This window comes from Bacillus sp. C28GYM-DRY-1, from assembly GCF_030519405.1.
GTDB lineage: Bacteria > Bacillota > Bacilli > Bacillales > Bacillaceae > Bacillus > Bacillus spizizenii_A.
This window is the reverse complement of sequence record NZ_JAUMKF010000020.1, coordinates 1-21,417: the sequence shown is the minus strand read 5'-3', so window position 1 is coordinate 21,417 and position 21,417 is coordinate 1. Positions and strand designations below refer to the sequence as shown.

The following is a 21,417-nucleotide window of genomic DNA, read 5'->3' as shown; positions in this document are numbered from 1 at the left end:
AGTTCGGAATTCTTTTTCCGAAGGGAGGTAACAAATAATGATTCAACAAGAGACTCGTTTAAAAGTAGCTGACAACTCTGGCGCACGTGAAGTACTTACTATTAAAGTTCTTGGTGGTTCTGGACGTAAAACAGCTAACATTGGTGATGTAATTGTTTGCACGGTTAAACAAGCAACACCAGGAGGCGTTGTCAAAAAAGGTGAAGTCGTAAAAGCTGTTATCGTTCGCACGAAAAGCGGAGCGCGCAGAAGTGACGGTTCATACATCAGCTTCGATGAGAATGCATGTGTTATCATCCGTGACGACAAGAGCCCACGCGGAACTCGTATCTTCGGACCAGTTGCTCGTGAATTGCGTGAAAACAACTTTATGAAAATTGTTTCTCTAGCTCCAGAAGTTATCTAATGAAATAAATGCCTTAGTCAAGGAGGTGCGATCAGGATGCATGTTAAAAAAGGCGATAAAGTAATGGTTATCTCTGGTAAAGATAAAGGCAAACAAGGAACAATCCTTGCTGCTTTCCCTAAAAAGGACCGCGTTTTAGTTGAAGGTGTAAACATGGTGAAGAAACACGCTAAACCAACTCAAGCTAACCCTCAAGGCGGTATTTCTAATCAAGAGGCGCCAATTCATGTATCAAACGTTATGCCGCTCGATCCTAAAACAGGTGAAGTGACTCGCGTAGGATACAAAGTGGAAGATGGCAAAAAAGTTCGTGTAGCAAAAAAATCTGGGCAAGTTCTAGATAAATAGTATTAAAAGGAAGGGAGGTCTATCTCATGAACCGCCTTAAAGAAAAGTACAATAAAGAAATTGCACCTGCTTTAATGACAAAGTTCAACTATGATTCTGTCATGCAAGTGCCTAAAATCGAAAAAATCGTAATCAACATGGGTGTTGGTGACGCTGTTCAAAACGCGAAAGCAATCGACAGTGCTGTTGAAGAATTAACGTTTATCGCAGGTCAAAAACCTGTCGTTACTCGTGCGAAGAAATCAATTGCTGGATTCCGTCTTCGTGAGGGAATGCCTATCGGTGCGAAAGTAACTCTTCGCGGAGAGCGCATGTATGATTTCCTTGATAAACTTATTTCTGTATCTTTACCGCGTGTACGTGACTTCCGCGGGGTTTCTAAAAAATCTTTCGACGGTCGCGGTAACTACACACTTGGTATCAAAGAACAGTTAATCTTCCCTGAAATTGACTACGATAAAGTAACAAAGGTTCGCGGAATGGACATCGTTATCGTAACAACTGCTAATACTGACGAAGAAGCTCGTGAGCTATTAACTCAAGTAGGTATGCCGTTCCAGAAATAATCAATGAAAGGGAGGCGAAATCGTGGCTAAAAAGTCTATGATTGCGAAACAACAACGTACACCAAAGTTTAAAGTACAAGAGTACACACGCTGTGAACGCTGCGGACGTCCGCATTCAGTCATTCGTAAATTTAAACTTTGCCGTATTTGTTTCCGTGAGCTTGCATATAAAGGACAAATTCCTGGCGTGAAAAAAGCCAGCTGGTAATCCCCAAGAAAGGGAAGGAGGTAATTATATAATGGTTATGACAGATCCAATTGCAGATATGCTAACTCGTATTCGCAATGCAAACATGGTACGTCATGAGAAGCTTGAAATTCCTGCTTCTAAATTGAAAAGAGAAATTGCTGAAATTTTAAAGCGTGAAGGTTTCATTCGTGACGTTGAGTTCGTAGAAGACAGCAAACAAGGTATCATCCGCGTTTTCTTGAAATACGGACAAAACAACGAGCGCGTTATCACTGGTCTTAAAAGAATCAGCAAGCCTGGTTTGCGTGTTTATGCTAAATCTAATGAAGTACCTCGCGTACTTAACGGTCTTGGAATCGCGATTCTTTCTACATCACAAGGTGTTTTAACGGACAAAGAAGCCCGTGCAAAACAAGCTGGTGGAGAAGTTCTAGCATACGTTTGGTAAGAAGTTTAACATGAATGGAGGTGTTTGGTATGTCTCGTGTAGGTAAGAAGCTACTTGAGATTCCTTCTGATGTTACAGTAACGTTAAATGATGACAATACTGTAGCTGTGAAAGGACCAAAAGGAGAATTAACTCGTACGTTTCACCCTGATATGGAGATTAAAGTAGAGGACAATGTGCTTACAGTCACTCGTCCTTCTGATCAAAAAGAGCACCGTGCTTTGCATGGTACGACGCGCAGTCTGCTTGGCAACATGGTTGAAGGTGTATCTAAAGGATTTGAAAGAGGTTTGGAATTAGTCGGTGTCGGTTACCGTGCGTCTAAATCTGGCAATAAACTTGTTTTAAACGTTGGATACTCTCACCCTGTTGAGATCGTTCCTGAAGAAGGCATCGAAATCGAAGTTCCTTCTCAAACTAAAGTAGTTGTAAAAGGTACAGACAAAGAACGTGTAGGAGCTATCGCTGCTAACATTCGTGCTGTCCGTTCTCCAGAGCCTTACAAAGGTAAAGGAATCCGCTACGAAGGTGAAGTTGTTCGCCGCAAAGAAGGTAAATCTGCTAAGTAAGATCGCTTAAAGTGAAGAAAGGAGTGACATAGATGATTACGAAAACTAGCAAAAATGCTGCTCGTCTTAAAAGACACGCTCGTGTTCGCGCTAAACTTTCCGGTACTGCTGAAAGACCGCGCCTGAACGTTTTCCGTTCTAACAAGCACATTTACGCTCAAATCATCGATGATGTAAATGGTGTTACACTTGCTAGTGCATCTACTCTCGATAAAGACTTGAACGTTGAAAGCACTGGAGATACTTCTGCTGCTACTAAAGTTGGAGAATTAGTTGCAAAACGTGCTGCTGAAAAAGGCATTTCTGACGTAGTATTTGACCGTGGCGGATACTTATACCATGGACGTGTAAAAGCTTTGGCTGATGCCGCTCGTGAAGCTGGACTTAAATTTTAATAAAAGAAGGAGGGACACATGATTATGCGTCGTATTGACCCAAGCAAATTAGAGTTAGAAGAACGCTTAGTTACGGTTAACCGCGTAGCGAAAGTTGTTAAAGGTGGTCGTCGTTTCCGCTTCGCAGCTCTAGTCGTTGTCGGTGACAAAAACGGACACGTAGGATTCGGTACTGGTAAAGCACAAGAAGTACCAGAAGCGATCCGCAAAGCTGTTGAAGATGCGAAAAAGAATTTGATTGAAGTACCAATGGTTGGAACTACAATTCCACACGAAATCATCGGACGTTTCGGTGCAGGTAACATCTTGTTAAAACCTGCTTCTGAAGGTACTGGAGTTATCGCTGGAGGCCCTGTACGTGCGGTACTTGAGCTTGCTGGTGTAGCTGATATCCTTTCTAAGTCTTTAGGTTCTAACACACCGATCAACATGATTCGTGCAACACTTCAAGGCTTAAGTGAACTTAAGCGTGCTGAAGAGGTTGCGAAGCTTCGTGGAAAATCTGTAGAAGAACTGTTAGGATAAGGAGGGAATATTAATGGCTAAATTAGAAATTACCCTCAAACGAAGTGTAATCGGTCGCCCGGAAGATCAACGCGTTACTGTCAGAACACTTGGTTTAAAGAAAACAAACCAAACTGTTGTTCATGAAGACAACGCTGCGATCCGCGGTATGATTAATAAAGTATCTCATTTAGTTTCTGTTAAAGAACAATAAAAATAATTGATCGGATAAGGAGGTGTCCTAATGAAACTTCATGAATTAAAACCTTCAGAAGGTTCACGCAAAACGCGTAATCGCGTAGGTCGTGGTATTGGTTCTGGCAACGGTAAAACAGCTGGTAAAGGTCACAAAGGTCAAAACGCTCGTTCTGGCGGCGGTGTACGCCCTGGATTCGAGGGGGGACAAATGCCTTTATTCCAACGTCTTCCTAAACGCGGTTTCACTAACATTAACCGCAAGGATTACGCTGTAGTCAACCTAGACAAATTGAACGGTTTTGCAGAAGGAACGGAAGTCACTCCTGAACTTCTTCTTGAGACTGGTGTTATTAGCAAACTTAATGCAGGAGTAAAGATTCTTGGCAACGGTAAATTAGAGAAAAAATTAACTGTAAAAGCCAATAAATTCTCTGCTTCTGCAAAAGAAGCTGTTGAAGCTGCTGGCGGTACAGCTGAGGTGATCTAACTTGTTTAAAACAATCTCCAACTTTATGCGTGTGAGTGATATCAGGAATAAAATCATATTCACTTTACTCATGCTTATCGTCTTTCGCATAGGTGCGTTTATTCCTGTGCCTTATGTTAACGCTGAAGTGTTACAGGCACAGTCTCAAATGGGTGTTTTTGATCTCCTTAATACATTTGGCGGCGGTGCGCTTTACCAATTTTCCATTTTTGCAATGGGAATTACTCCTTATATCACAGCTTCGATCATCATTCAGCTGCTTCAGATGGATGTTGTGCCGAAGTTTACCGAGTGGTCTAAGCAAGGTGAAGTTGGCCGCCGTAAATTAGCTCAGTTCACAAGGTACTTTACGATTGTGCTTGGTTTCATCCAGGCGTTAGGTATGTCTTACGGATTCAACAATCTGGCAAACGGTATGCTGATCGAAAAATCCGGTATATCGACATATCTCATCATTGCTTTAGTACTCACTGGCGGAACTGCCTTTTTAATGTGGCTTGGAGAACAAATTACGACTCATGGAGTAGGCAACGGAATATCGATCATTATCTTCGCGGGGATTGTGGCTAGTATTCCAAAAACAATTGGACAAATATATGAGACTCAATTTGTCGGCAGCAACGATCAGTTGTTTATTCATATTGTGAAAATCGCACTTCTTGTGATTGCGATTTTAGCAGTTATTGTTGGAGTTATTTTCATTCAGCAAGCCGTACGGAAAATTGCGATTCAATATGCTAAAGGTACAGGTCGTTCACCTGCTGGCGGAGGTCAGTCTACACACCTTCCTTTGAAAGTGAATCCTGCAGGGGTTATTCCGGTAATCTTTGCGGTTGCGTTTTTGATAACGCCGCGGACGATCGCGTCATTCTTTGGAACAAATGATGTGACAAAGTGGATTCAAAACTACTTTGATAATACGCATCCGGTGGGTATGGCGATATATGTTGCGTTGATTATTGCCTTTACGTACTTTTATGCTTTTGTACAGGTCAATCCTGAACAAATGGCTGATAACCTTAAAAAACAGGGTGGCTATATCCCGGGGGTTCGTCCAGGGAAAATGACTCAAGATAGAATTACGAGCATTTTGTATCGACTTACGTTTGTGGGTTCTATATTCTTAGCCGTGATTTCCATTCTTCCTATCTTTTTCATTCAATTCGCTGGATTGCCTCAAAGTGCACAAATTGGCGGAACATCTTTGTTAATTGTTGTCGGGGTAGCCTTGGAGACAATGAAACAACTAGAAAGCCAGTTGGTGAAACGAAACTACCGTGGATTTATGAAAAACTAGAGGAAATGGATTTATCCATTCCCTCTTAATAAAGAGAGGACGGGGGAAATCCGAATGAACTTAGTCTTAATGGGGCTTCCTGGTGCTGGTAAAGGTACACAGGGCGAACGAATTGTTGAGGATTATGGGATTCCTCATATCTCAACAGGAGATATGTTCCGTGCTGCTATGAAAGAAGAAACACCACTCGGACTCGAAGCAAAATCTTATATTGATAAGGGAGAGCTCGTACCTGACGAAGTTACAATCGGAATTGTCAAAGAAAGACTTGGCAAAGATGATTGTGAAAGAGGTTTTCTTCTGGACGGATTTCCGCGAACAGTCGCTCAAGCTGAAGCTCTTGAAGAAATTCTTGAGGAATATGGCAAGCCGATTGATTATGTCATTAACATTGAAGTCGACAAAGACGCTCTAATGGAACGTCTGACTGGACGCAGAATTTGCAGTGTTTGCGGCACAACCTATCATTTAATCTTTAATCCACCGAAAACGCCGGGTGTTTGTGATAAAGACGGAGGCGAACTCTATCAACGGGCAGATGATAATGAGGAAACCGTCTCTAAACGGCTTGAGGTAAACATGAAGCAAACTCAGCCTTTACTCGATTTCTATTCTGAGAAAGGTTATCTTGCAAACGTGAATGGCCAACAGGACATTCAAGACGTTTATGCAGATGTGAAGGATCTTCTTGGAGGATTAAAAAAATGATTATCTGTAAAACCCCACGTGAACTTGATATCATGCGGGAAGCAGGGCGAATCGTGGCTTTAACTCATGATGAGTTAAAAAAGCACATTAAACCAGGAATCTCGACAAAAGAATTGGATCAAATTGCCGAACGTTTTATTAAGAAGCAGGGTGCAATCCCATCTTTTAAGGGGTATAATGGGTTTCGCGGGAGCATTTGCGTATCAGTTAATGAAGAACTCGTTCACGGCATTCCTGGCAGCAGGGTGCTAAAGGATGGAGACATCATCAGTATTGATATCGGTGCTAAATTAAATGGTTATCATGGTGACTCTGCATGGACATATCCGGTAGGAAACATCAGTGATGATGACAAAAAACTTCTGGAAGTAACAGAGGAGTCTTTATATAAAGGCTTGCAGGAAGCAAAACCAGGTGAACGTTTGTCGAATATTTCCCACGCAATACAAACGTATGTCGAAAATGAGCAGTTTTCAGTTGTTAGGGAGTATGTCGGACATGGTGTTGGTCAAGACTTGCATGAGGACCCGCAAATTCCTCATTACGGTCCGCCCAACAAAGGACCACGGCTTAAACCTGGCATGGTTCTCGCTATTGAACCTATGGTGAACGCTGGCAGCCGCTACGTGAAAACATTGGCTGATAACTGGACGGTTGTAACGGTAGATGGGAAAAAGTGTGCTCATTTTGAACATACGATTGCGATTACGGAAACGGGTTTTGATATACTGACGAGAGTCTAGGTGATGAAATAATTCCGAAGGCAGATGTTTTTTTCCAGCTTGATAGGGCAGAAAGTTTGGATGAACATTGGCAGGACCGAATTCATCTTGTCGTTGTCATTGGGATTGTTGACCATCATCAATGTACTAACAGCAGACGGAGAAAAGCGTATATTACATTCTCCTAAGAAAAAGAATATCAATCATTTAACCCTTTATGATTGCGTATCTCCGGAAGTTCAGAACAGTATAAACGAAACAGGGCGTGTGACAAACTTCTTTTGAAATTTGTCAGAAAGCAAGTTACTGATTTGAAGAAGGGAGAACACTTGAATGGCGAAAGACGATGTAATTGAAGTGGAAGGTACGATAGTCGAAACACTGCCAAACGCGATGTTCAAAGTTGAACTTGAAAATGGCCACACTGTTTTGGCTCACGTATCTGGTAAAATCCGCATGCACTTCATTCGCATTTTACCTGGAGACAAAGTTACGGTAGAATTATCTCCATATGACTTAACTCGTGGCAGGATTACGTACCGTTACAAATAAAGCACTCCGGAAACTGAAGGAGGTTGGAAACACATGAAAGTGAGACCATCAGTTAAACCAATCTGCGAAAAATGTAAAGTTATTCGCAGAAAAGGAAAAGTAATGGTGATCTGTGAAAATCCAAAGCATAAACAAAAACAAGGATAATTTATAAGGAGGTGCCCAGAGAATGGCTCGTATTGCTGGTGTAGATATCCCACGTGACAAACGTGTTGTTATTTCTTTAACTTACATCTTCGGAATTGGCCGCACAACGGCTCAGCAAGTTTTAAAAGAAGCTGGAGTTTCAGAAGATACTCGTGTGCGCGATCTTACTGAAGAAGAACTTGGTAAAATCCGTGATATTATTGACAAACTGAAAGTAGAAGGTGACCTTCGCCGTGAAGTTTCTCTTAATATCAAACGTCTGATCGAAATCGGAAGCTACCGCGGAATCCGTCATCGCAGAGGATTACCTGTTCGCGGACAAAACTCTAAAAACAATGCGCGTACTCGTAAAGGTCCGCGTCGTACTGTAGCTAACAAGAAAAAATAAGTAAGGGAGGTTCTTAAACAATGGCTGCTGCTCGTAAATCTAACACGCGTAAACGTCGCGTGAAAAAGAATATTGAGTCTGGAATTGCTCATATTCGTTCAACTTTCAATAACACGATCGTTACGATCACTGACACTCATGGCAATGCTCTTTCTTGGTCAAGTGCCGGAGCTTTAGGATTCAGAGGTTCTCGTAAATCTACTCCTTTTGCTGCGCAAATGGCTGCAGAAACAGCTGCTAAAGGTTCAATCGAACATGGTCTTAAAACACTTGAGGTTACTGTTAAAGGCCCTGGTTCAGGCCGTGAAGCTGCAATCCGTGCACTTCAAGCTGCTGGACTAGAAGTCACTGCTATCAGAGACGTAACTCCTGTTCCTCATAACGGATGCCGTCCACCAAAACGTCGCCGCGTGTAATTTGTTTGTATAGATTTTGTGTCCCTGTCAATAATGGGTTATGATACAGTTATTTATGAAACGAATGCACCGACTCGTTGCCTGAGCACATACGGGACTAAACAATGGGGAATTTCGGATGGAATCTCATATGATTCTATTCGAGGTTTCGACGTTTTGAAGGAGGGTTTTAAGTAATGATCGAGATTGAAAAACCAAAAATCGAAACGGTTGAAATCAGCGACGATGCCAAATTTGGTAAGTTTGTCGTAGAGCCACTTGAGCGTGGATATGGTACAACTCTGGGTAACTCCTTACGTCGTATCCTCTTATCCTCACTCCCTGGTGCCGCTGTAACATCAATCCAGATAGATGGTGTACTGCACGAATTCTCGACAATTGAAGGCGTTGTGGAAGATGTTACAACGATTATCTTACACATTAAAAAGCTTGCATTGAAAATTTACTCTGATGAAGAGAAGACGCTAGAAATTGATGTACAGGGTGAAGGAACTGTAACGGCAGCTGATATTACACACGATAGTGATGTAGAGATCTTAAATCCTGATCTTCATATCGCGACTCTTGGTGAGAATGCGAGTTTCCGAGTTCGCCTTACTGCTCAAAGAGGACGTGGGTATACGCCTGCTGACGCAAACAAGAGAGACGATCAGCCAATCGGCGTGATTCCGATCGATTCTATCTATACGCCAGTTTCTCGTGTATCTTATCAGGTAGAGAACACTCGTGTAGGCCAAGTTGCAAACTATGATAAACTTACACTTGATGTTTGGACTGATGGAAGCACTGGACCGAAAGAAGCTATTGCGCTTGGTTCAAAGATTTTAACTGAACACCTTAATATATTCGTTGGTTTAACTGACGAAGCTCAGCATGCTGAAATCATGGTTGAAAAAGAAGAAGATCAAAAAGAGAAAGTTCTTGAAATGACAATTGAAGAATTGGATCTTTCTGTTCGCTCTTACAACTGCTTAAAGCGTGCGGGTATTAACACGGTTCAAGAGCTTGCGAACAAGACGGAAGAAGATATGATGAAAGTTCGGAATCTAGGACGGAAATCACTTGAAGAAGTGAAAGCGAAACTAGAAGAACTTGGACTCGGACTTCGCAAAGACGATTGACTAGTTTCCCTTGTGAACTAGGATTTTCGTGTGTTTATTATTCAGAAACAGCATTTCAATAAAGGAGGGGACATCACATGTCATACAGAAAACTAGGACGTACGAGTGCACAGCGTAAAGCTATGCTTCGTGATCTTACAACTGATTTGATCATCAACGAAAGAATCGAAACAACTGAAACACGTGCGAAAGAACTTCGCTCTGTAGTTGAAAAAATGATCACGCTTGGCAAACGCGGTGATCTTCACGCTCGCCGTCAAGCTGCTGCATACATCCGCAACGAGGTTGCTAACGAAGAAAATAACCAAGATGCACTTCAAAAATTATTCTCTGACATTGCAACTCGTTACGAGGAGCGCCAAGGTGGATACACACGTATTATGAAGCTTGGTCCTCGCCGTGGTGACGGAGCACCAATGGCAATTATCGAATTGGTTTAATCACATATTTTTGTGTGTCTAAAGAAGGGCGGGACAGTTTCTAACTGGATCTATGCCCTTTTTTTAGATACTGCAATTTTTTTATATAGAGAGATAAGCAGAGCATGAGCTGAGAGGAGGCCGGTTTTCCATGAATCAAAATCAGTTGATATCGGTAGAGGATATCGTTTTTCGATATCGGAAAGACGCAGAAAGACGGGCACTTGACGGCGTCTCCCTGCAGGTGTATGAGGGTGAATGGCTTGCAATTGTAGGTCATAACGGTTCAGGGAAATCAACACTGGCCCGGGCATTGAATGGTTTGATCCTTCCTGAATCAGGCAATATCGAGGTTGCCGGGATTCAATTGACAGAGGAATCGGTTTGGGAAGTGCGAAAGAAGATAGGTATGGTCTTTCAAAATCCGGATAACCAATTTGTCGGAACGACTGTTCGCGATGATGTGGCTTTTGGTTTAGAAAACAATGGTGTACCGCGCGAAGAAATGATTGAGAGAGTAGACTGGGCAGTAAAACAGGTGAACATGCAAGATTTTCTCGATCAAGAGCCGCACCATCTCTCCGGAGGCCAAAAGCAGAGAGTTGCGATTGCGGGGGTTATTGCCGCACGTCCTGATATTATTATCTTAGATGAAGCAACATCCATGCTTGACCCGATTGGGCGAGAAGAAGTGCTAGAGACGGTAAGACATTTAAAGGGCGAGGGCATGGCGACTGTCATATCCATCACACATGATCTGAATGAGGCAGCAAAAGCAGACAGGATCATTGTGATGAATGACGGTAAGAAATATGCCGAAGGGCTGCCTGAAGAAATTTTTAAATTGAATAAAGAACTTGTTCGAATTGGGCTTGATTTACCCTTCTCATTCCAGCTTAGCCAGCTTTTAAGAGAAAATGGACTGGCATTGGAAGAAAATCATTTGACTCAGGAAGGGCTGGTGAAAGAGCTATGGACATTACGATCAAAGATGTAGAACATCGTTATCAGATGAAGACGCCGTTTGAGCGCCTTGCATTGTATGATATCAATGCATCGATTAAAGAAGGCAGCTACGTAGCCGTTATTGGGCATACAGGCTCTGGCAAGTCCACTCTTCTTCAGCACATGAATGGTCTTCTGAAGCCGACGAAGGGACAGATATCACTAGGCAGCACTGTCATTCAGGCAGGGAGAAAGAATAAAGAGCTGAAAACCCTTCGTAAAAAAGTCGGAATCGTTTTCCAATTTCCAGAGCATCAATTATTCGAAGAAACAGTTCTCAAAGATATATCGTTCGGACCGATGAATTTTGGTGTAAAAAAAGAGGATGCTGAACAAAAAGCCAGAGAGATTCTGAAGCTTGTAGGTTTATCAGATGAACTTTTGGACAGATCGCCTTTCGAATTAAGCGGGGGGCAAATGCGCAGAGTTGCAATTGCCGGCGTACTTGCAATGGATCCTGAAGTGCTTGTTTTGGATGAACCGACTGCAGGATTGGACCCAAGAGGGCGAAAAGAGATTATGGACATGTTTTATGAGCTTCATCAACGAGGAAACCAGACGACGGTTCTTGTCACACACAGTATGGAGGATGCGGCTGCATACGCTGATGAAATGATCGTCATGCATAAAGGAACGATACAGGCATCAGGCAGTCCGCATGATTTGTTTTTAAAAGGTGAAGAGATGGCTGGCTGGGGGCTGGATCTTCCGGAAACGATAAAATTCCAAAGGCAGCTGGAAGCTGCACTTGGCGTCAGATTTAAAGAGCCTATGCTCACAATGGAAGATGCCGCTGCTGAAATCCGTGCTCTTTTCCAGGGGGAAAAGCCCTTATGATGGACAGCATGATTATCGGCAAGTATGTACCGGGTTCTTCACTTGTACACCGGCTTGATCCCAGAACAAAACTCATTACGATCTTTTTATTTGTCTGCATCGTATTCCTAGCCAATAATGTACAGACATATGCGCTGCTTGGATTATTTACTGTAGGCGTCGTTTCTTTAACTAGAGTTCCTTTCTCTTTTTTAATGAAAGGCCTAAAGCCAATCATCTGGATTGTCCTCTTTACGTTCATTCTTCACATTTTAATGACACATGAAGGACCGGTTATTTTTCAATTAGGTGTTTTCAAAGTCTATGAGGGCGGTTTGGCTCAAGGGATATTCATTTCTCTTAGATTCGTCTATTTGATTTTTATGACAACCTTATTAACGCTGACGACAACACCGATTGAGATTACCGATGGAATGGAGCAGCTGCTGAATCCATTGAAAAAAATAAAGCTTCCTGTTCACGAGCTTGCTCTTATGATGTCAATTTCTTTGCGGTTTATCCCGACCTTGATGGAGGAGACAGATAAGATCATGAAGGCTCAGATGGCGCGGGGCGTTGATTTTACAAGCGGACCTGTCAAAGACAGAGTGAAGGCTATTGTCCCGCTTCTTGTCCCTCTCTTCGTCAGTGCATTCAAACGCGCCGAAGAGCTTGCTGTGGCAATGGAAGCCAGGGGCTATCAAGGCGGAGAGGGACGTACGAAATACAGAAAGCTTGTATGGACAGGAAAAGACACTTCTGTCATTGTGAGCTTGATGGTTTTGGCTGCTTTGTTATTTTTCTTAAGGACGTAGAGGTGCTGTATGAGATTGAAATGCACAATTTCTTATGACGGACATTTGTTTAATGGGTATCAGGTGCAGCCGGGCAAAAGAACGGTTCAGGATGAACTGGAGAAGGCTTTGGCTGTCCTTCATAAGTCGAAAGACAGAATTTCGGTCGTTTCATCAGGAAGAACAGATAGCGGGGTTCATGCAGCAGGACAGGTGATTCATTTTGATACTCCGCTGTCTATTCCGGCGGAGAGATGGCCATATGCTTTAAATGCACTGCTTCCGGACGATATCGCAGTCAAACAGGCAGAAATTGCGGATGATGGGTTCCATGCACGATTTAGCGCAGTTAAAAAAGAATATCGCTACTTTGTATACACGGAGAAACACCCGGACGTATTTAAACGGCATTACGCTTACCATTTTTCATATCAACTAAATGTGCAGAGCATGAGAGAAGCGGCAAAGCATCTTATAGGCACACATGATTTCACGAGCTTTTGCGCGGCTAAAACAGAAGTGCAGGACAAGGTAAGAACGATTTACGAACTTGATTGGACTGAGACGGATGACGGCCTGCAAATGCGGATCACAGGCAGCGGTTTCTTATATAATATGGTCAGAATTATTGCGGGTACTTTGCTTGATGCAGGTATTGGAAAAATTTCTCCCGATGATGTGAAATCCATGCTGGCAGCGAAGGATCGCGAAGCGGCAGGGCGTACAGCACCGGGGCATGGGCTATATTTATGGAACGTTTACTATGACAACTAAACCAGGTGTATAATATTTTCTTGACAGAGTCTGCATAAAGTTATAAGATATCATATGGTATGTATTTCAACCCCACGATAAGCCCCGGAACTTATTGTGTTGTGAAATAGAACGTAATCGAAGTTTATTGAAAATGACAGATCATTTAGGAGGGAAATTCAATGCGTACAACACCTATGGCTAACGCAAGTACTATTGAACGCAAGTGGTTAGTTGTTGATGCTGCTGGCAAGACTTTAGGCCGTCTTTCTTCAGAAGTTGCAGCTATCCTTCGCGGAAAACACAAACCAACTTACACACCACACGTTGATACAGGAGATCATGTGATCATCATCAACGCTGAAAAAATCGAGTTAACTGGTAAAAAGTTAACTGACAAAATCTACTACCGTCACACTCAACATCCAGGCGGATTAAAATCAAGAACTGCTCTTGAAATGCGTACAAACTACCCTGAGAAAATGCTTGAGCTTGCTATCAAAGGCATGCTTCCAAAAGGTTCTCTAGGTCGTCAAATGTTCAAAAAATTGAACGTATACCGTGGTTCTGAGCATCCACATGAAGCACAAAAACCTGAAGTTTACGAACTTCGCGGTTAATTAAAAAGGAGGTTACCAATTTGGCACAGGTTCAATATTACGGTACTGGCCGTCGTAAAAGTTCTGTAGCGCGTGTGCGCTTAGTTCCAGGAGAAGGTCGTATCGTCGTTAATAATCGTGAAATCAGCGAGCACATCCCATCTCCAGCTCTAATCGAAGATATCAAACAACCATTAACTTTGACTGAAACAGCTGGCACTTATGATGTTTTAGTAAACGTACATGGAGGCGGCTTATCTGGTCAAGCTGGAGCAATCCGTCATGGTATCGCTCGTGCTTTGCTTGAAGCAGATCCAGAATACCGTGCAACACTTAAACGTGCAGGTCTTCTGACTCGTGACGCTCGTATGAAAGAACGTAAAAAATACGGTCTTAAAGGCGCTCGTCGTGCACCTCAGTTCTCAAAACGTTAATTTTGCGTTTTCAAAAGCTCTCGACCTTGTGTTGGGAGCTTTTTTATACCAAGCAGATTAAAAGCTAAAACAGTGAGAAAGATTGCAAGGCCCGGAAAAATCGTCACATGCGGAGCTGTGTTTAAGTAGTTGTGCCCATCACTCAGCATAGCGCCCCATTCAGGAGTAGAGGGATCTGCTCCTAATCGATGAGCCTTTAGTTGAAGTGAAACACTTGAAAAAAATCTTTGCAGATTCATCCGGCCTTTTTAGAAAATCAAAGCCCGTGAGAGCGGTGGATGATATATCATTTACTATTAATCGCGGAGAAACTTTCGGCCTTGTCGGAGAGAGCGGATGCGGAAAGTCGACAACCGGACGGATGTTAATGAAGCTACTGGAGCCGACAGAAGGCAGTATTCTGTTTAACGGACAGGATATTACGAAAATGAATGAGAAAGACGTGCGTAATTTGCGTAAAGATTTTCAAATGGTGTTTCAAGATCCTTATGCCTCATTGAATCCCAGAATGAGAGTGAAAGAAATCATAGAAGAACCGTTGATTGTTCATGGACTCATGACTTCTTCTGAACGTGAAAGAAAGGTGCATCAGCTTTTGGATACAGTGGGGCTGTCCCGCCAGCACGGCAGTCGTTTTCCGCATGAATTCAGCGGCGGGCAAAGGCAAAGAATCGGAATCGCCCGGGCTCTTGCTGTTAATCCGAAACTAATTATTGCCGATGAGGCTGTTTCCGCACTCGATGTATCGATTCAGTCGCAGATACTTAACCTGATGAAGGACCTGCATAAGGAATTTGGTTTAACCTATTTGTTTATAGCACATGATTTAAGCGTCGTTGATTTTATAAGTGACCGTATAGGTGTGATGTATCTTGGCAAACTGGTTGAAGTTGGCGATCGCGATTCAATTATACAGAATCCGAAGCACCCGTATACAAAAGCGTTGCTGTCAGCTGTCCCGATCCCAGACCCGCATCGCAGAAAGGAACGCATCTTGCTTAAAGGTGATTTGCCTAGCCCTTCAAATCCGCCTGCCGGCTGTCCATTTCATACCAGATGCCCTGCTGTCATGGAGCAATGCAAAACAAAGATGCCGATGCTAAGCAATATGTCCAAGCAGCACCAAGTGTTTTGCCACTTATATGATTCAAAAAAATGATATGATATTCACTGGCCAAAAAAATCACATTTCCTTTGTGATTTTTTTGCGTTTTTATGAACTTTTTTCTAGATATACAAAGGGAAAGCAATAACAACCTAGAAATATTTGTTATACTCTATACATTAAAGTAAGGAGAACGATTCATGAATGCGTTAATAAACCATAATAGCAAAGCCTGGGATCAAAAAGTAGAAACAGGCAATGAATGGACTGTTGCTGTTGATCAGCATGTCATCGAACAAGCGAAAACAGGCAATTGGGATATAAGGGTAACACCAATGAAAGATGTACCGAGGGATTGGTTTCCCCCTGTCAACGGACTGAAAGTACTCTGTTTAGCATCAGGTGGCGGCCAGCAAGGCCCGATTTTAGCAGCTGCAGGAGCGGATGTCACTGTATTGGATAATTCGGAGAAACAGCTGGATCAGGATAGAATGGTTGCTAAGCGCGACGGTCTCACAATACATACTGTCAAAGGAAGCATGGACGATCTCAGTCAGTTTAAGGATGAATCTTTTGATGTTATTGTACATCCTGTTGCCAATGTTTTTGTTGAGAATGTTCTCCCGGTATGGAAGGAAGCGCACCGTGTGCTGAAAAGAAACGGCGCTCTCATTTCAGGGTTTGTAAATCCAGTCGTGTTCCTGTTTGATGTTGAATTGGAACAGCAAGGGATTTTAAAAGTCAAACACTCCATTCCATATGCCGACTCAGAAGATCTTCCAAAACATAAAGTGAAAAAATTGATTGAAAATCAGGAGGCTCTGGAATTCGGCCATTCTCTAGAAGACCAAATCAAAGGCCAAATTGATGCCGGTTTTATCGTCACAGGTTTTTATGAAGATAAAGGCGGGTTTGTATTGGACCAGTATATTCATACATATTCTGCAACAAGAAGCGTGAAATTATGAAAAAGCAGCGACCTGTTAAAGGGCTGCTTTTTTAATAACCACTAACAGGAACGTTCGTTCTGGATCTGCGGAAAGCTGCTATTCCTCTCCTTATTATCGATTCGGCACCTTCATTTGGGCGAATTTCCAATCGAATTCGGGCATTGATTCACCACCCAAACCTCAAAATAACCGGTAAAAGGAGAGTGAATTGTATGGCAGAAGTACTGTCTTTTATGGATGTGAAACGCCAAAAGGATTTTGAATTAGAAAAGAACTTGCTCAAAGAACTCTCTCTGAGACAAATTATCCAGTCTGTTAAGGACTGTTTGGAACCATTATTTCCATTCCTACATGATGAAAGAGATATTATTACCGAAGGCTGTATTGATTTTGCGATAGAAGCCTATTTGTTAGGCGGGCGATTTGGGATATTCGGCTATTACGGAGAATCCATGCAAAGCATCAGTGCCCGCTCTGCAAGAGAAGAAGAAGAGCTTCGTATGGAGTTTTTTGATTATCTCTATAATTGGACACACGAGCAATACGCAGCACTTGATAAAAATACGGTATACGAAGCAGCACGCAAGTTCATTAAAGACTGGTGGACAGAGGGGTTTGTCCAACGAGAAAAACAGTGTAAGCTTCGCATGCGTTAATCATATTTCCCTGCCCTGTCCCATAGTTATGTAGTAACGGACAAGCGGGAGGGGAAGGGATGAGGAAAAAGCTTAAATGGCTTGGTTTTTTGCTAGGCTTCATCGTATTACTATTTCTATTCAAGTATCAGTTCAGCGATAACGATTCTTGGAAGCCGTGGAGTCTGCCCTTGAGCGGGAAAATTATTTATTTGGATCCAGGTCATGGCGGGCCCGACGGCGGAGCAGTCGGCGGAAAGCTGTTAGAGAAGGATGTAACCCTGGAAGTGGCCTTTAGAGTCAGGGATTATCTTCAAGAACAAGGCGCGCTTGTCATCATGACCAGAGAAAGTGATACTGATCTCGCTCCAGAAGGAACGAAGGGCTACAGCAGACGAAAAGCGGAGGACTTAAGGCAGCGAGTTCATTTAATAAACCATTCAGAGGCTGAACTCTATATCAGCATTCACCTCAATGCGATTCCGTCACAAAAATGGAGCGGAGCCCAAAGTTTCTATTATGGAAAATTTGCGGAAAATGAGAAAGTCGCGAAATACATTCAGGATGAGTTGAGAAGAAACTTGGAAAACACGACCCGGAAAGCAAAGCGGATTCATGGTATCTACTTAATGCAAAACGTCACCAAACCGGGGGCGCTTGTAGAAATCGGATTTTTATCCAATCCAAATGAAGCAAGGCTTCTCGGGAAGTCGAAATATCAGGACAAGGTGGCATCTTCCATATATAAAGGCATTTTGCGATATTTCACAGAAAAAGGAGACCCTCCGGAGTAAAGGAGGGTTTTCTTAGGTTCTAAGCATAAGACACCCGCCATTTATGTATGATATAATAATGCTTGTAAACGAATACACAAAAGGGTGAGGTTCGATGATAAGAGAAGATGAAGTAAGAAAACTAGTCGGTGAAATGCGCGAACCTTTTCTTCAAAGACCTCTGGGAGAATTGGATGCCGTTAAGGAAATTAAAATAAAGCCTGAAAAACGGCATGTTAGTGTAAAAGTCGCTCTTGCAAAAACCGGAACTGCAGAACAAATGCAGATTCAGCAAGAGATCGTAAACATCTTAAAAGGGGCAGGCGCTGAGACGGTCGGCCTTCGTTTTGAAGAGCTGCCTGAAGAAACGGTTGCAAAATTCCGGGCGCCGTCAAGTGAGAAGAAAACATTGTTAAATATGGATAACCCACCAGTCTTTCTTGCTGTAGCAAGCGGAAAAGGCGGCGTAGGCAAATCAACTGTGTCAGTAAACCTTGCTATTTCTCTGGCTCGTCTTGGGAAAAAGGTCGGTTTAATTGATGCTGATATTTATGGCTTCAGTGTGCCGGACATGATGGGTATCACTGTGCGCCCTACTATTGAAGGAGAGAAACTGCTTCCTGTTGAACGCTTTGGGGTAAAGGTGATGTCAATGGGCTTCTTCGTAGAAGAAAATGCTCCGGTCGTGTGGAGAGGGCCGATGCTTGGCAAAATGCTAAACAACTTTTTCCACGAAGTAGAGTGGGGAGAAGTAGATTATATCGTTCTTGATCTTCCGCCTGGGACGGGGGATGTTGCTCTCGATGTACATACTATGCTTCCGAGCTGCAAAGAAATCATTGTATCGACTCCGCATCCAACAGCTGCTTTTGTCGCAGCGAGAGCGGGTTCTATGGCGATTAAAACCGATCATGAGGTCGTTGGTGTCATAGAAAACATGGCTTATTATGAAAGTGCAAAGACAGGGGAAAGAGAATATGTCTTTGGAAAAGGCGGGGGAGATAAACTAGCTGAGGAACTCAACGTGCCTTTGCTCGGCAGAATCCCGTTGAAACAGCCTGAATGGAATCAGGACCAATTTGCGCCGTCTGTTTACGATGAAAATCATCCAATTGGAGAGATATATCAGGACATTGCAAAAAATATAGTTGCAAAAATGTCAGTGCAAGTATAAAAAAAGGTGAACCGGGATTCTAGATCCCGGCTCTCCCATTATTCACTTTCTTTGGCAGTGTCTTTTGCTGCTTTTTTTAGCTCATCTTCGAACTGTTTTTTGTAAAGCGGACTAGAAAGTGTCTCATTAATAACCTCTTCTAAATAACTGCGGAATTCTTGGCTTTTTGCCAGTTCGCTATACTTTTTGTTCATGCCCGGATCCTGCATAACGCCCATCAGCATCTTCTGGTAATCCGGATCCTTCATCAGTTTTTTAATCACTTTCTCATGCTCTGTCTGAAGAGTTTTGGCAAAGCCTTGAGCAAAATCAGTGTCTTCAAAGATGTTTTTCCAGAATTCTTCACCTTTTTTAGAGGTGAGTGTTTTTTCTATTGTTCCTTTTATTGCATCTTGATCAATCACCAGCGCTTCATTCATCGCATCATCGTTTAATAATTCCTTAATCGCTTTCTTTCCATCATCAGTTTTTAATATATCAACAACCATTTTTTTGGTCTGATCATAGTCCATATCCGCTGCTTGGTCTTTTGGAGCGCAAGCTGTTACAGATAATAACCAAAAACAGCTCATCAATAGCATTTTGGCTTTTGACATGCATAAGCTCCTTTCACATACTTGTCTTACTTTTAATATGATTCATCTGTTTGGATTTATACATAACAAAATATCGCCTTTGCGATTTTTGAGGGGATGAATAAAGAAATGAAAAGCCGTGGTTTAGTTCGTTTTTTCTTTTCTATTTTAGCTGTTGGAGCGGTTATCACGAGTATTGTGGGTTTTGCTCTAAAATGGGGAGAATATAGGGGACTGTTTCTTGCTATTGAAGCGGGACAGATTTTCTCTGTTTTATTTTGGTTTATCGGTGTAGGCATGATATTCAGTGTAATCAGCCAAATGGGGTTTTTTGTGTTTTTAACAGTTCACCGGTTTGCGCTTGAGATATTAAGGTCCTCATCTATGTGGAACTTGCTTCAGCTGTTTTTTATCCTGTTTGTTGCTTTTGATTTAATGTATGTGCGTTTTTTATTTTTTGGAGAGAGCGGGGATTCGCTGGCTGGCTATGCGTGGTTACCTTTGTTTTTATTGATTTTTGGAGTAATTACAGCTTATATAAAGCAAAAGCAGTCCTCTAAGAAAACGTTTGTGTCATCGTTGTTTCTAATGGTTGTGATTACCGCATTAGAATGGTTCCCTGCGCTAAGAGTAAATGATGAGGACTGGCTTTATTTAATGCTTTTCCCGTTAATGGCGTGTAATGCTTTTCAACTGCTGATGCTGCCAAAATTTGCAGCGAAGTGATTACTTTACCTCTGCGGATTTGGCATCTGCATTTGCAATGAGATCACCTACGGTTACGTTTTTTAATCCTTTTTCTTTCAGCTGGTGGATGATATCGGGTAACGCTTCTTCTGTTTGTTTTGCCGAGTCGGAGGCGTGTAAAAGAATGATGTCTCCTCCGGAAACTTGCTTGGTCACATTGTTGATGATTTTATCAACCCCGGGATTTGTCCAATCATGAGAGTTCACACTGTAATGCACAACTGTATAATTGTATTGCTTTGCGACCGTTAGAACATTCTGATTGAATTGTCCGGTAGGGGGTCTTAATAGCTGTATGTCTTTGATTCCTAACTTTCCAAAGGCGGTTTGTGCACGGTTAATGTCCTTTTTGATTTCGCTGCTTTCTAAATTAGCATAGTTTTTATAGGCGTACCCCATGCTCCCGATTTGATGACCATCCTTCACTATACGTGCCACTGTGTCAGGGTGGCGTTCGGCCCAAGAAGCGGAAAGGAAAAATGTCGCATTTTTAATCCCATTCGCTTTCAAGGTGTCAAGAATGGGTTCTGCTTTCTTATCCCCCCAGCTGATATCAAACGTAAGTGCGATGTCCTTCGAATCCGTTTCTCCTTTATAGATGGCTTTAGGTCCAGTGTCAGTTGAAAACACGGGAAGCGGGACAGCACTTTGAATGTAAAAAAAACTGGCTGCTGCGAATGCAGCAATAAGTATAATAATAAATTGCTTCACTCGTTTAATGTGCCACACATAGAAGTGATTCACTGATGATGCCTCCTTATCTTGTCCATCATTCCTGTGTTACATCTTATGAGCATGGCCGATTGAATATAACCGATAAAATGTCTCTTTACATACAGTTTAAATTTGTTGTTGACCTTTTGATAATATCCGTGATATATTATTATTCGTCGCTGATAAACAGCCGGCATAACTAAAAGATTCATTAAACACTTTGAAAAAAGTTGTTGACTTAACAGAAGCTAAATGTTATAGTAATAAAGCTGCTTCATTGAGAAGCAACGAAATGATCTTTGAAAACTAAACAAGACAAAACGTACCTGTTAATTATAAAATCGCACAGCGATGTGCGTAGTCAGTCAAACTAAGGCCTGCACGACGCAGGTCACACAGGTGTCACCGCAGGATGCGGTGAACTTAACCTGTGATCCATTTTATCGGAGAGTTTGATCCTGG

General features: G+C 42.4%; 33 protein-coding genes and 1 pseudogene. 31 read left to right on the top strand and 3 right to left on the bottom strand.

All coding sequences use genetic code 11. From position 1 onward, the window contains the following. Positions 1-37 precede the first annotated feature (37 nt). From rplN to rpsI, 25 genes are all read left to right on the top strand, one after another. On the top strand, positions 38-406 hold the full coding sequence (rplN, locus tag Q3W56_RS16670; protein ID WP_003225805.1) for a 50S ribosomal protein L14: 369 nt from the start codon (positions 38-40) through the stop codon (positions 404-406). A gap of 36 nt (positions 407-442) precedes the next feature. Continuing rightward, positions 443-754 (top strand): 50S ribosomal protein L24, encoded by a 312-nt coding sequence (rplX, locus tag Q3W56_RS16665; protein ID WP_302896234.1) that lies wholly within the window; start codon positions 443-445, stop codon positions 752-754. A 26-nt stretch (positions 755-780) separates the two neighbouring features. Then, entirely contained in the window at positions 781-1,320 is a 540-nt protein-coding gene (gene rplE / locus Q3W56_RS16660) for a 50S ribosomal protein L5 (RefSeq protein WP_003225809.1), read from the top strand. Positions 1,321-1,342: 22 nt separating this feature from the next. Further along, positions 1,343-1,528: a 30S ribosomal protein S14 gene (gene rpsN / locus Q3W56_RS16655; protein ID WP_003156488.1), complete on the top strand. Its 186-nt coding sequence runs from the start codon at positions 1,343-1,345 to the stop codon at positions 1,526-1,528. 31 nt (positions 1,529-1,559) lie between these two features. Continuing rightward, entirely contained in the window at positions 1,560-1,958 is a 399-nt protein-coding gene (gene rpsH / locus Q3W56_RS16650; protein WP_003225812.1) for a 30S ribosomal protein S8, read from the top strand. Between the two features lie 29 nt (positions 1,959-1,987). Continuing rightward, positions 1,988-2,527 (top strand): 50S ribosomal protein L6, encoded by a 540-nt coding sequence (rplF, locus tag Q3W56_RS16645; protein WP_003225814.1) that lies wholly within the window; start codon positions 1,988-1,990, stop codon positions 2,525-2,527. 32 nt (positions 2,528-2,559) lie between these two features. Further along, positions 2,560-2,922, top strand: coding sequence for a 50S ribosomal protein L18 (gene rplR, locus Q3W56_RS16640; RefSeq protein WP_003225816.1), 363 nt, complete (start codon positions 2,560-2,562; stop codon positions 2,920-2,922). Between the two features lie 24 nt (positions 2,923-2,946). Beyond that, positions 2,947-3,447 (top strand): 30S ribosomal protein S5, encoded by a 501-nt coding sequence (rpsE, locus tag Q3W56_RS16635; RefSeq protein ID WP_003156493.1) that lies wholly within the window; start codon positions 2,947-2,949, stop codon positions 3,445-3,447. Positions 3,448-3,460: 13 nt separating this feature from the next. Further along, positions 3,461-3,640: a 50S ribosomal protein L30 gene (gene rpmD, locus Q3W56_RS16630; protein WP_003156497.1), complete on the top strand. Its 180-nt coding sequence runs from the start codon at positions 3,461-3,463 to the stop codon at positions 3,638-3,640. Between the two features lie 30 nt (positions 3,641-3,670). Further along, positions 3,671-4,111, top strand: coding sequence for a 50S ribosomal protein L15 (gene rplO, locus Q3W56_RS16625; protein WP_019713056.1), 441 nt, complete (start codon positions 3,671-3,673; stop codon positions 4,109-4,111). Position 4,112: 1 nt separating this feature from the next. Then, positions 4,113-5,408 carry a preprotein translocase subunit SecY gene (gene secY, locus Q3W56_RS16620; RefSeq protein ID WP_019713057.1) on the top strand — a complete coding sequence of 432 codons (1,296 nt, stop codon included), beginning with the start codon at positions 4,113-4,115 and terminating at the stop codon, positions 5,406-5,408. A gap of 54 nt (positions 5,409-5,462) precedes the next feature. After that, complete coding sequence (locus tag Q3W56_RS16615) at positions 5,463-6,116, top strand: adenylate kinase (protein WP_019713058.1); 654 nt, start codon at positions 5,463-5,465, stop codon at positions 6,114-6,116. Beyond that, the gene (map, locus tag Q3W56_RS16610; protein WP_302896233.1) at positions 6,113-6,859 is read left to right on the top strand and encodes a type I methionyl aminopeptidase; all 747 of its coding nucleotides are present in this window, start codon (positions 6,113-6,115) and stop codon (positions 6,857-6,859) included. Before Q3W56_RS16615 ends, map begins: the two co-directional genes overlap by 4 nt. Positions 6,860-7,171: 312 nt before the next feature. Next, positions 7,172-7,390: a translation initiation factor IF-1 gene (gene infA / locus Q3W56_RS16605; protein WP_003156508.1), complete on the top strand. Its 219-nt coding sequence runs from the start codon at positions 7,172-7,174 to the stop codon at positions 7,388-7,390. A 33-nt stretch (positions 7,391-7,423) separates the two neighbouring features. Next, positions 7,424-7,537 (top strand): 50S ribosomal protein L36, encoded by a 114-nt coding sequence (gene rpmJ / locus Q3W56_RS16600; protein WP_003156543.1) that lies wholly within the window; start codon positions 7,424-7,426, stop codon positions 7,535-7,537. A 22-nt stretch (positions 7,538-7,559) separates the two neighbouring features. Further along, entirely contained in the window at positions 7,560-7,925 is a 366-nt protein-coding gene (gene rpsM, locus Q3W56_RS16595) for a 30S ribosomal protein S13 (RefSeq protein ID WP_003235095.1), read from the top strand. A 20-nt stretch (positions 7,926-7,945) separates the two neighbouring features. Next, positions 7,946-8,341 carry a 30S ribosomal protein S11 gene (rpsK, locus tag Q3W56_RS16590; RefSeq protein WP_010332782.1) on the top strand — a complete coding sequence of 132 codons (396 nt, stop codon included), beginning with the start codon at positions 7,946-7,948 and terminating at the stop codon, positions 8,339-8,341. A 176-nt stretch (positions 8,342-8,517) separates the two neighbouring features. Next, positions 8,518-9,462 (top strand): DNA-directed RNA polymerase subunit alpha, encoded by a 945-nt coding sequence (locus Q3W56_RS16585; protein ID WP_003225835.1) that lies wholly within the window; start codon positions 8,518-8,520, stop codon positions 9,460-9,462. Positions 9,463-9,539: 77 nt separating this feature from the next. Continuing rightward, complete coding sequence (gene rplQ, locus Q3W56_RS16580; protein WP_003225836.1) at positions 9,540-9,902, top strand: 50S ribosomal protein L17; 363 nt, start codon at positions 9,540-9,542, stop codon at positions 9,900-9,902. Positions 9,903-10,032: 130 nt separating this feature from the next. Then, the gene (locus tag Q3W56_RS16575; RefSeq protein ID WP_302896232.1) at positions 10,033-10,878 is read left to right on the top strand and encodes an energy-coupling factor ABC transporter ATP-binding protein; all 846 of its coding nucleotides are present in this window, start codon (positions 10,033-10,035) and stop codon (positions 10,876-10,878) included. Then, on the top strand, positions 10,854-11,723 hold the full coding sequence (locus Q3W56_RS16570; RefSeq protein ID WP_302896231.1) for an energy-coupling factor ABC transporter ATP-binding protein: 870 nt from the start codon (positions 10,854-10,856) through the stop codon (positions 11,721-11,723). Before Q3W56_RS16575 ends, Q3W56_RS16570 begins: the two co-directional genes overlap by 25 nt. Further along, complete coding sequence (locus tag Q3W56_RS16565) at positions 11,720-12,517, top strand: energy-coupling factor transporter transmembrane component T family protein (RefSeq protein ID WP_302896230.1); 798 nt, start codon at positions 11,720-11,722, stop codon at positions 12,515-12,517. The genes Q3W56_RS16570 and Q3W56_RS16565 overlap by 4 nt, the downstream gene beginning before the upstream one ends. A gap of 9 nt (positions 12,518-12,526) precedes the next feature. Continuing rightward, on the top strand, positions 12,527-13,270 hold the full coding sequence (gene truA / locus Q3W56_RS16560; protein WP_019713063.1) for a tRNA pseudouridine(38-40) synthase TruA: 744 nt from the start codon (positions 12,527-12,529) through the stop codon (positions 13,268-13,270). A gap of 161 nt (positions 13,271-13,431) precedes the next feature. Continuing rightward, positions 13,432-13,869 carry a 50S ribosomal protein L13 gene (gene rplM / locus Q3W56_RS16555; RefSeq protein WP_003241966.1) on the top strand — a complete coding sequence of 146 codons (438 nt, stop codon included), beginning with the start codon at positions 13,432-13,434 and terminating at the stop codon, positions 13,867-13,869. A 20-nt stretch (positions 13,870-13,889) separates the two neighbouring features. After that, positions 13,890-14,282 (top strand): 30S ribosomal protein S9, encoded by a 393-nt coding sequence (rpsI, locus tag Q3W56_RS16550; protein ID WP_003225846.1) that lies wholly within the window; start codon positions 13,890-13,892, stop codon positions 14,280-14,282. Here rpsI and Q3W56_RS16545 read toward each other — a convergent pair. Then, positions 14,279-14,467, bottom strand: a pseudogene (locus tag Q3W56_RS16545) (hypothetical protein); the annotation flags it as partial. The gene rpsI and the pseudogene Q3W56_RS16545 sit on opposite strands and share 4 nt — an antisense overlap. On the opposite strand from Q3W56_RS16545, the gene Q3W56_RS16540 reads away from it, so the two are divergent. The 5 genes from Q3W56_RS16540 to salA all read left to right on the top strand — a co-directional run bounded on the left by Q3W56_RS16540 (position 14,467) and on the right by salA (position 18,919). Beyond that, entirely contained in the window at positions 14,467-15,441 is a 975-nt protein-coding gene (locus tag Q3W56_RS16540; RefSeq protein ID WP_302896242.1) for an ABC transporter ATP-binding protein, read from the top strand. The pseudogene Q3W56_RS16545 and the gene Q3W56_RS16540 overlap by 1 nt on opposite strands. Before the next feature lie 146 nt (positions 15,442-15,587). After that, on the top strand, positions 15,588-16,355 hold the full coding sequence (locus Q3W56_RS16535; RefSeq protein ID WP_019713066.1) for a class I SAM-dependent methyltransferase: 768 nt from the start codon (positions 15,588-15,590) through the stop codon (positions 16,353-16,355). 194 nt (positions 16,356-16,549) lie between these two features. Next, entirely contained in the window at positions 16,550-16,993 is a 444-nt protein-coding gene (locus Q3W56_RS16530; RefSeq protein WP_302896229.1) for a YbaK family protein, read from the top strand. A 59-nt stretch (positions 16,994-17,052) separates the two neighbouring features. Further along, entirely contained in the window at positions 17,053-17,766 is a 714-nt protein-coding gene (cwlD, locus tag Q3W56_RS16525; protein ID WP_019713068.1) for an N-acetylmuramoyl-L-alanine amidase CwlD, read from the top strand. 94 nt (positions 17,767-17,860) lie between these two features. After that, positions 17,861-18,919: an iron-sulfur carrier protein/transcriptional regulator SalA gene (salA, locus tag Q3W56_RS16520; RefSeq protein WP_302896228.1), complete on the top strand. Its 1,059-nt coding sequence runs from the start codon at positions 17,861-17,863 to the stop codon at positions 18,917-18,919. 38 nt (positions 18,920-18,957) lie between these two features. Here salA and gerD read toward each other — a convergent pair whose 3' ends face one another. After that, positions 18,958-19,515 (bottom strand): spore germination lipoprotein GerD, encoded by a 558-nt coding sequence (gene gerD / locus Q3W56_RS16515; RefSeq protein WP_302896227.1) that lies wholly within the window; start codon positions 19,513-19,515, stop codon positions 18,958-18,960. Between the two features lie 108 nt (positions 19,516-19,623). Here gerD and kbaA point away from each other — a divergent pair, with 108 nt between their 5' ends. Then, entirely contained in the window at positions 19,624-20,220 is a 597-nt protein-coding gene (gene kbaA / locus Q3W56_RS16510; protein ID WP_302896241.1) for a KinB-signaling pathway activation protein, read from the top strand. Here kbaA and pdaB read toward each other — a convergent pair whose 3' ends face one another. Continuing rightward, positions 20,221-20,985: a polysaccharide deacetylase family sporulation protein PdaB gene (pdaB, locus tag Q3W56_RS16505; RefSeq protein WP_302896226.1), complete on the bottom strand. Its 765-nt coding sequence runs from the start codon at positions 20,983-20,985 to the stop codon at positions 20,221-20,223. Positions 20,986-21,417 lie beyond the last annotated feature (432 nt).

Bases quoted from the DNA above. Each gene is read 5' to 3' on its own strand.
- Q3W56_RS16570 (WP_302896231.1), top strand. From the start codon at position 10,854: ATGGACATTACGATCAAAGATGTAGAACATCGTTATCAGATGAAGACG.
- Q3W56_RS16585 (WP_003225835.1), top strand. From the start codon at position 8,518: ATGATCGAGATTGAAAAACCAAAAATCGAAACGGTTGAAATCAGCGAC.
- Q3W56_RS16565 (WP_302896230.1), top strand. From the start codon at position 11,720: ATGATGGACAGCATGATTATCGGCAAGTATGTACCGGGTTCTTCACTT.
- cwlD (WP_019713068.1), top strand. From the start codon at position 17,053: ATGAGGAAAAAGCTTAAATGGCTTGGTTTTTTGCTAGGCTTCATCGTA.
- rplR (WP_003225816.1), top strand. From the start codon at position 2,560: ATGATTACGAAAACTAGCAAAAATGCTGCTCGTCTTAAAAGACACGCT.
- rplF (WP_003225814.1), top strand. From the start codon at position 1,988: ATGTCTCGTGTAGGTAAGAAGCTACTTGAGATTCCTTCTGATGTTACA.
- Q3W56_RS16530 (WP_302896229.1), top strand. From the start codon at position 16,550: ATGGCAGAAGTACTGTCTTTTATGGATGTGAAACGCCAAAAGGATTTT.
- rpmJ (WP_003156543.1), top strand. From the start codon at position 7,424: ATGAAAGTGAGACCATCAGTTAAACCAATCTGCGAAAAATGTAAAGTT.
- rplM (WP_003241966.1), top strand. From the start codon at position 13,432: ATGCGTACAACACCTATGGCTAACGCAAGTACTATTGAACGCAAGTGG.
- rplX (WP_302896234.1), top strand. From the start codon at position 443: ATGCATGTTAAAAAAGGCGATAAAGTAATGGTTATCTCTGGTAAAGAT.
- rplE (WP_003225809.1), top strand. From the start codon at position 781: ATGAACCGCCTTAAAGAAAAGTACAATAAAGAAATTGCACCTGCTTTA.
- gerD (WP_302896227.1), bottom strand. From the start codon at position 19,515: ATGTCAAAAGCCAAAATGCTATTGATGAGCTGTTTTTGGTTATTATCT.
- Q3W56_RS16575 (WP_302896232.1), top strand. From the start codon at position 10,033: ATGAATCAAAATCAGTTGATATCGGTAGAGGATATCGTTTTTCGATAT.
- rpsM (WP_003235095.1), top strand. From the start codon at position 7,560: ATGGCTCGTATTGCTGGTGTAGATATCCCACGTGACAAACGTGTTGTT.
- rpsK (WP_010332782.1), top strand. From the start codon at position 7,946: ATGGCTGCTGCTCGTAAATCTAACACGCGTAAACGTCGCGTGAAAAAG.
- rplN (WP_003225805.1), top strand. From the start codon at position 38: ATGATTCAACAAGAGACTCGTTTAAAAGTAGCTGACAACTCTGGCGCA.
- map (WP_302896233.1), top strand. From the start codon at position 6,113: ATGATTATCTGTAAAACCCCACGTGAACTTGATATCATGCGGGAAGCA.
- Q3W56_RS16535 (WP_019713066.1), top strand. From the start codon at position 15,588: ATGAATGCGTTAATAAACCATAATAGCAAAGCCTGGGATCAAAAAGTA.
- rplO (WP_019713056.1), top strand. From the start codon at position 3,671: ATGAAACTTCATGAATTAAAACCTTCAGAAGGTTCACGCAAAACGCGT.
- rpsE (WP_003156493.1), top strand. From the start codon at position 2,947: ATGCGTCGTATTGACCCAAGCAAATTAGAGTTAGAAGAACGCTTAGTT.
- rpmD (WP_003156497.1), top strand. From the start codon at position 3,461: ATGGCTAAATTAGAAATTACCCTCAAACGAAGTGTAATCGGTCGCCCG.
- infA (WP_003156508.1), top strand. From the start codon at position 7,172: ATGGCGAAAGACGATGTAATTGAAGTGGAAGGTACGATAGTCGAAACA.
- salA (WP_302896228.1), top strand. From the start codon at position 17,861: ATGATAAGAGAAGATGAAGTAAGAAAACTAGTCGGTGAAATGCGCGAA.
- kbaA (WP_302896241.1), top strand. From the start codon at position 19,624: ATGAAAAGCCGTGGTTTAGTTCGTTTTTTCTTTTCTATTTTAGCTGTT.
- Q3W56_RS16615 (WP_019713058.1), top strand. From the start codon at position 5,463: ATGAACTTAGTCTTAATGGGGCTTCCTGGTGCTGGTAAAGGTACACAG.
- rplQ (WP_003225836.1), top strand. From the start codon at position 9,540: ATGTCATACAGAAAACTAGGACGTACGAGTGCACAGCGTAAAGCTATG.
- truA (WP_019713063.1), top strand. From the start codon at position 12,527: ATGAGATTGAAATGCACAATTTCTTATGACGGACATTTGTTTAATGGG.
- rpsH (WP_003225812.1), top strand. From the start codon at position 1,560: ATGGTTATGACAGATCCAATTGCAGATATGCTAACTCGTATTCGCAAT.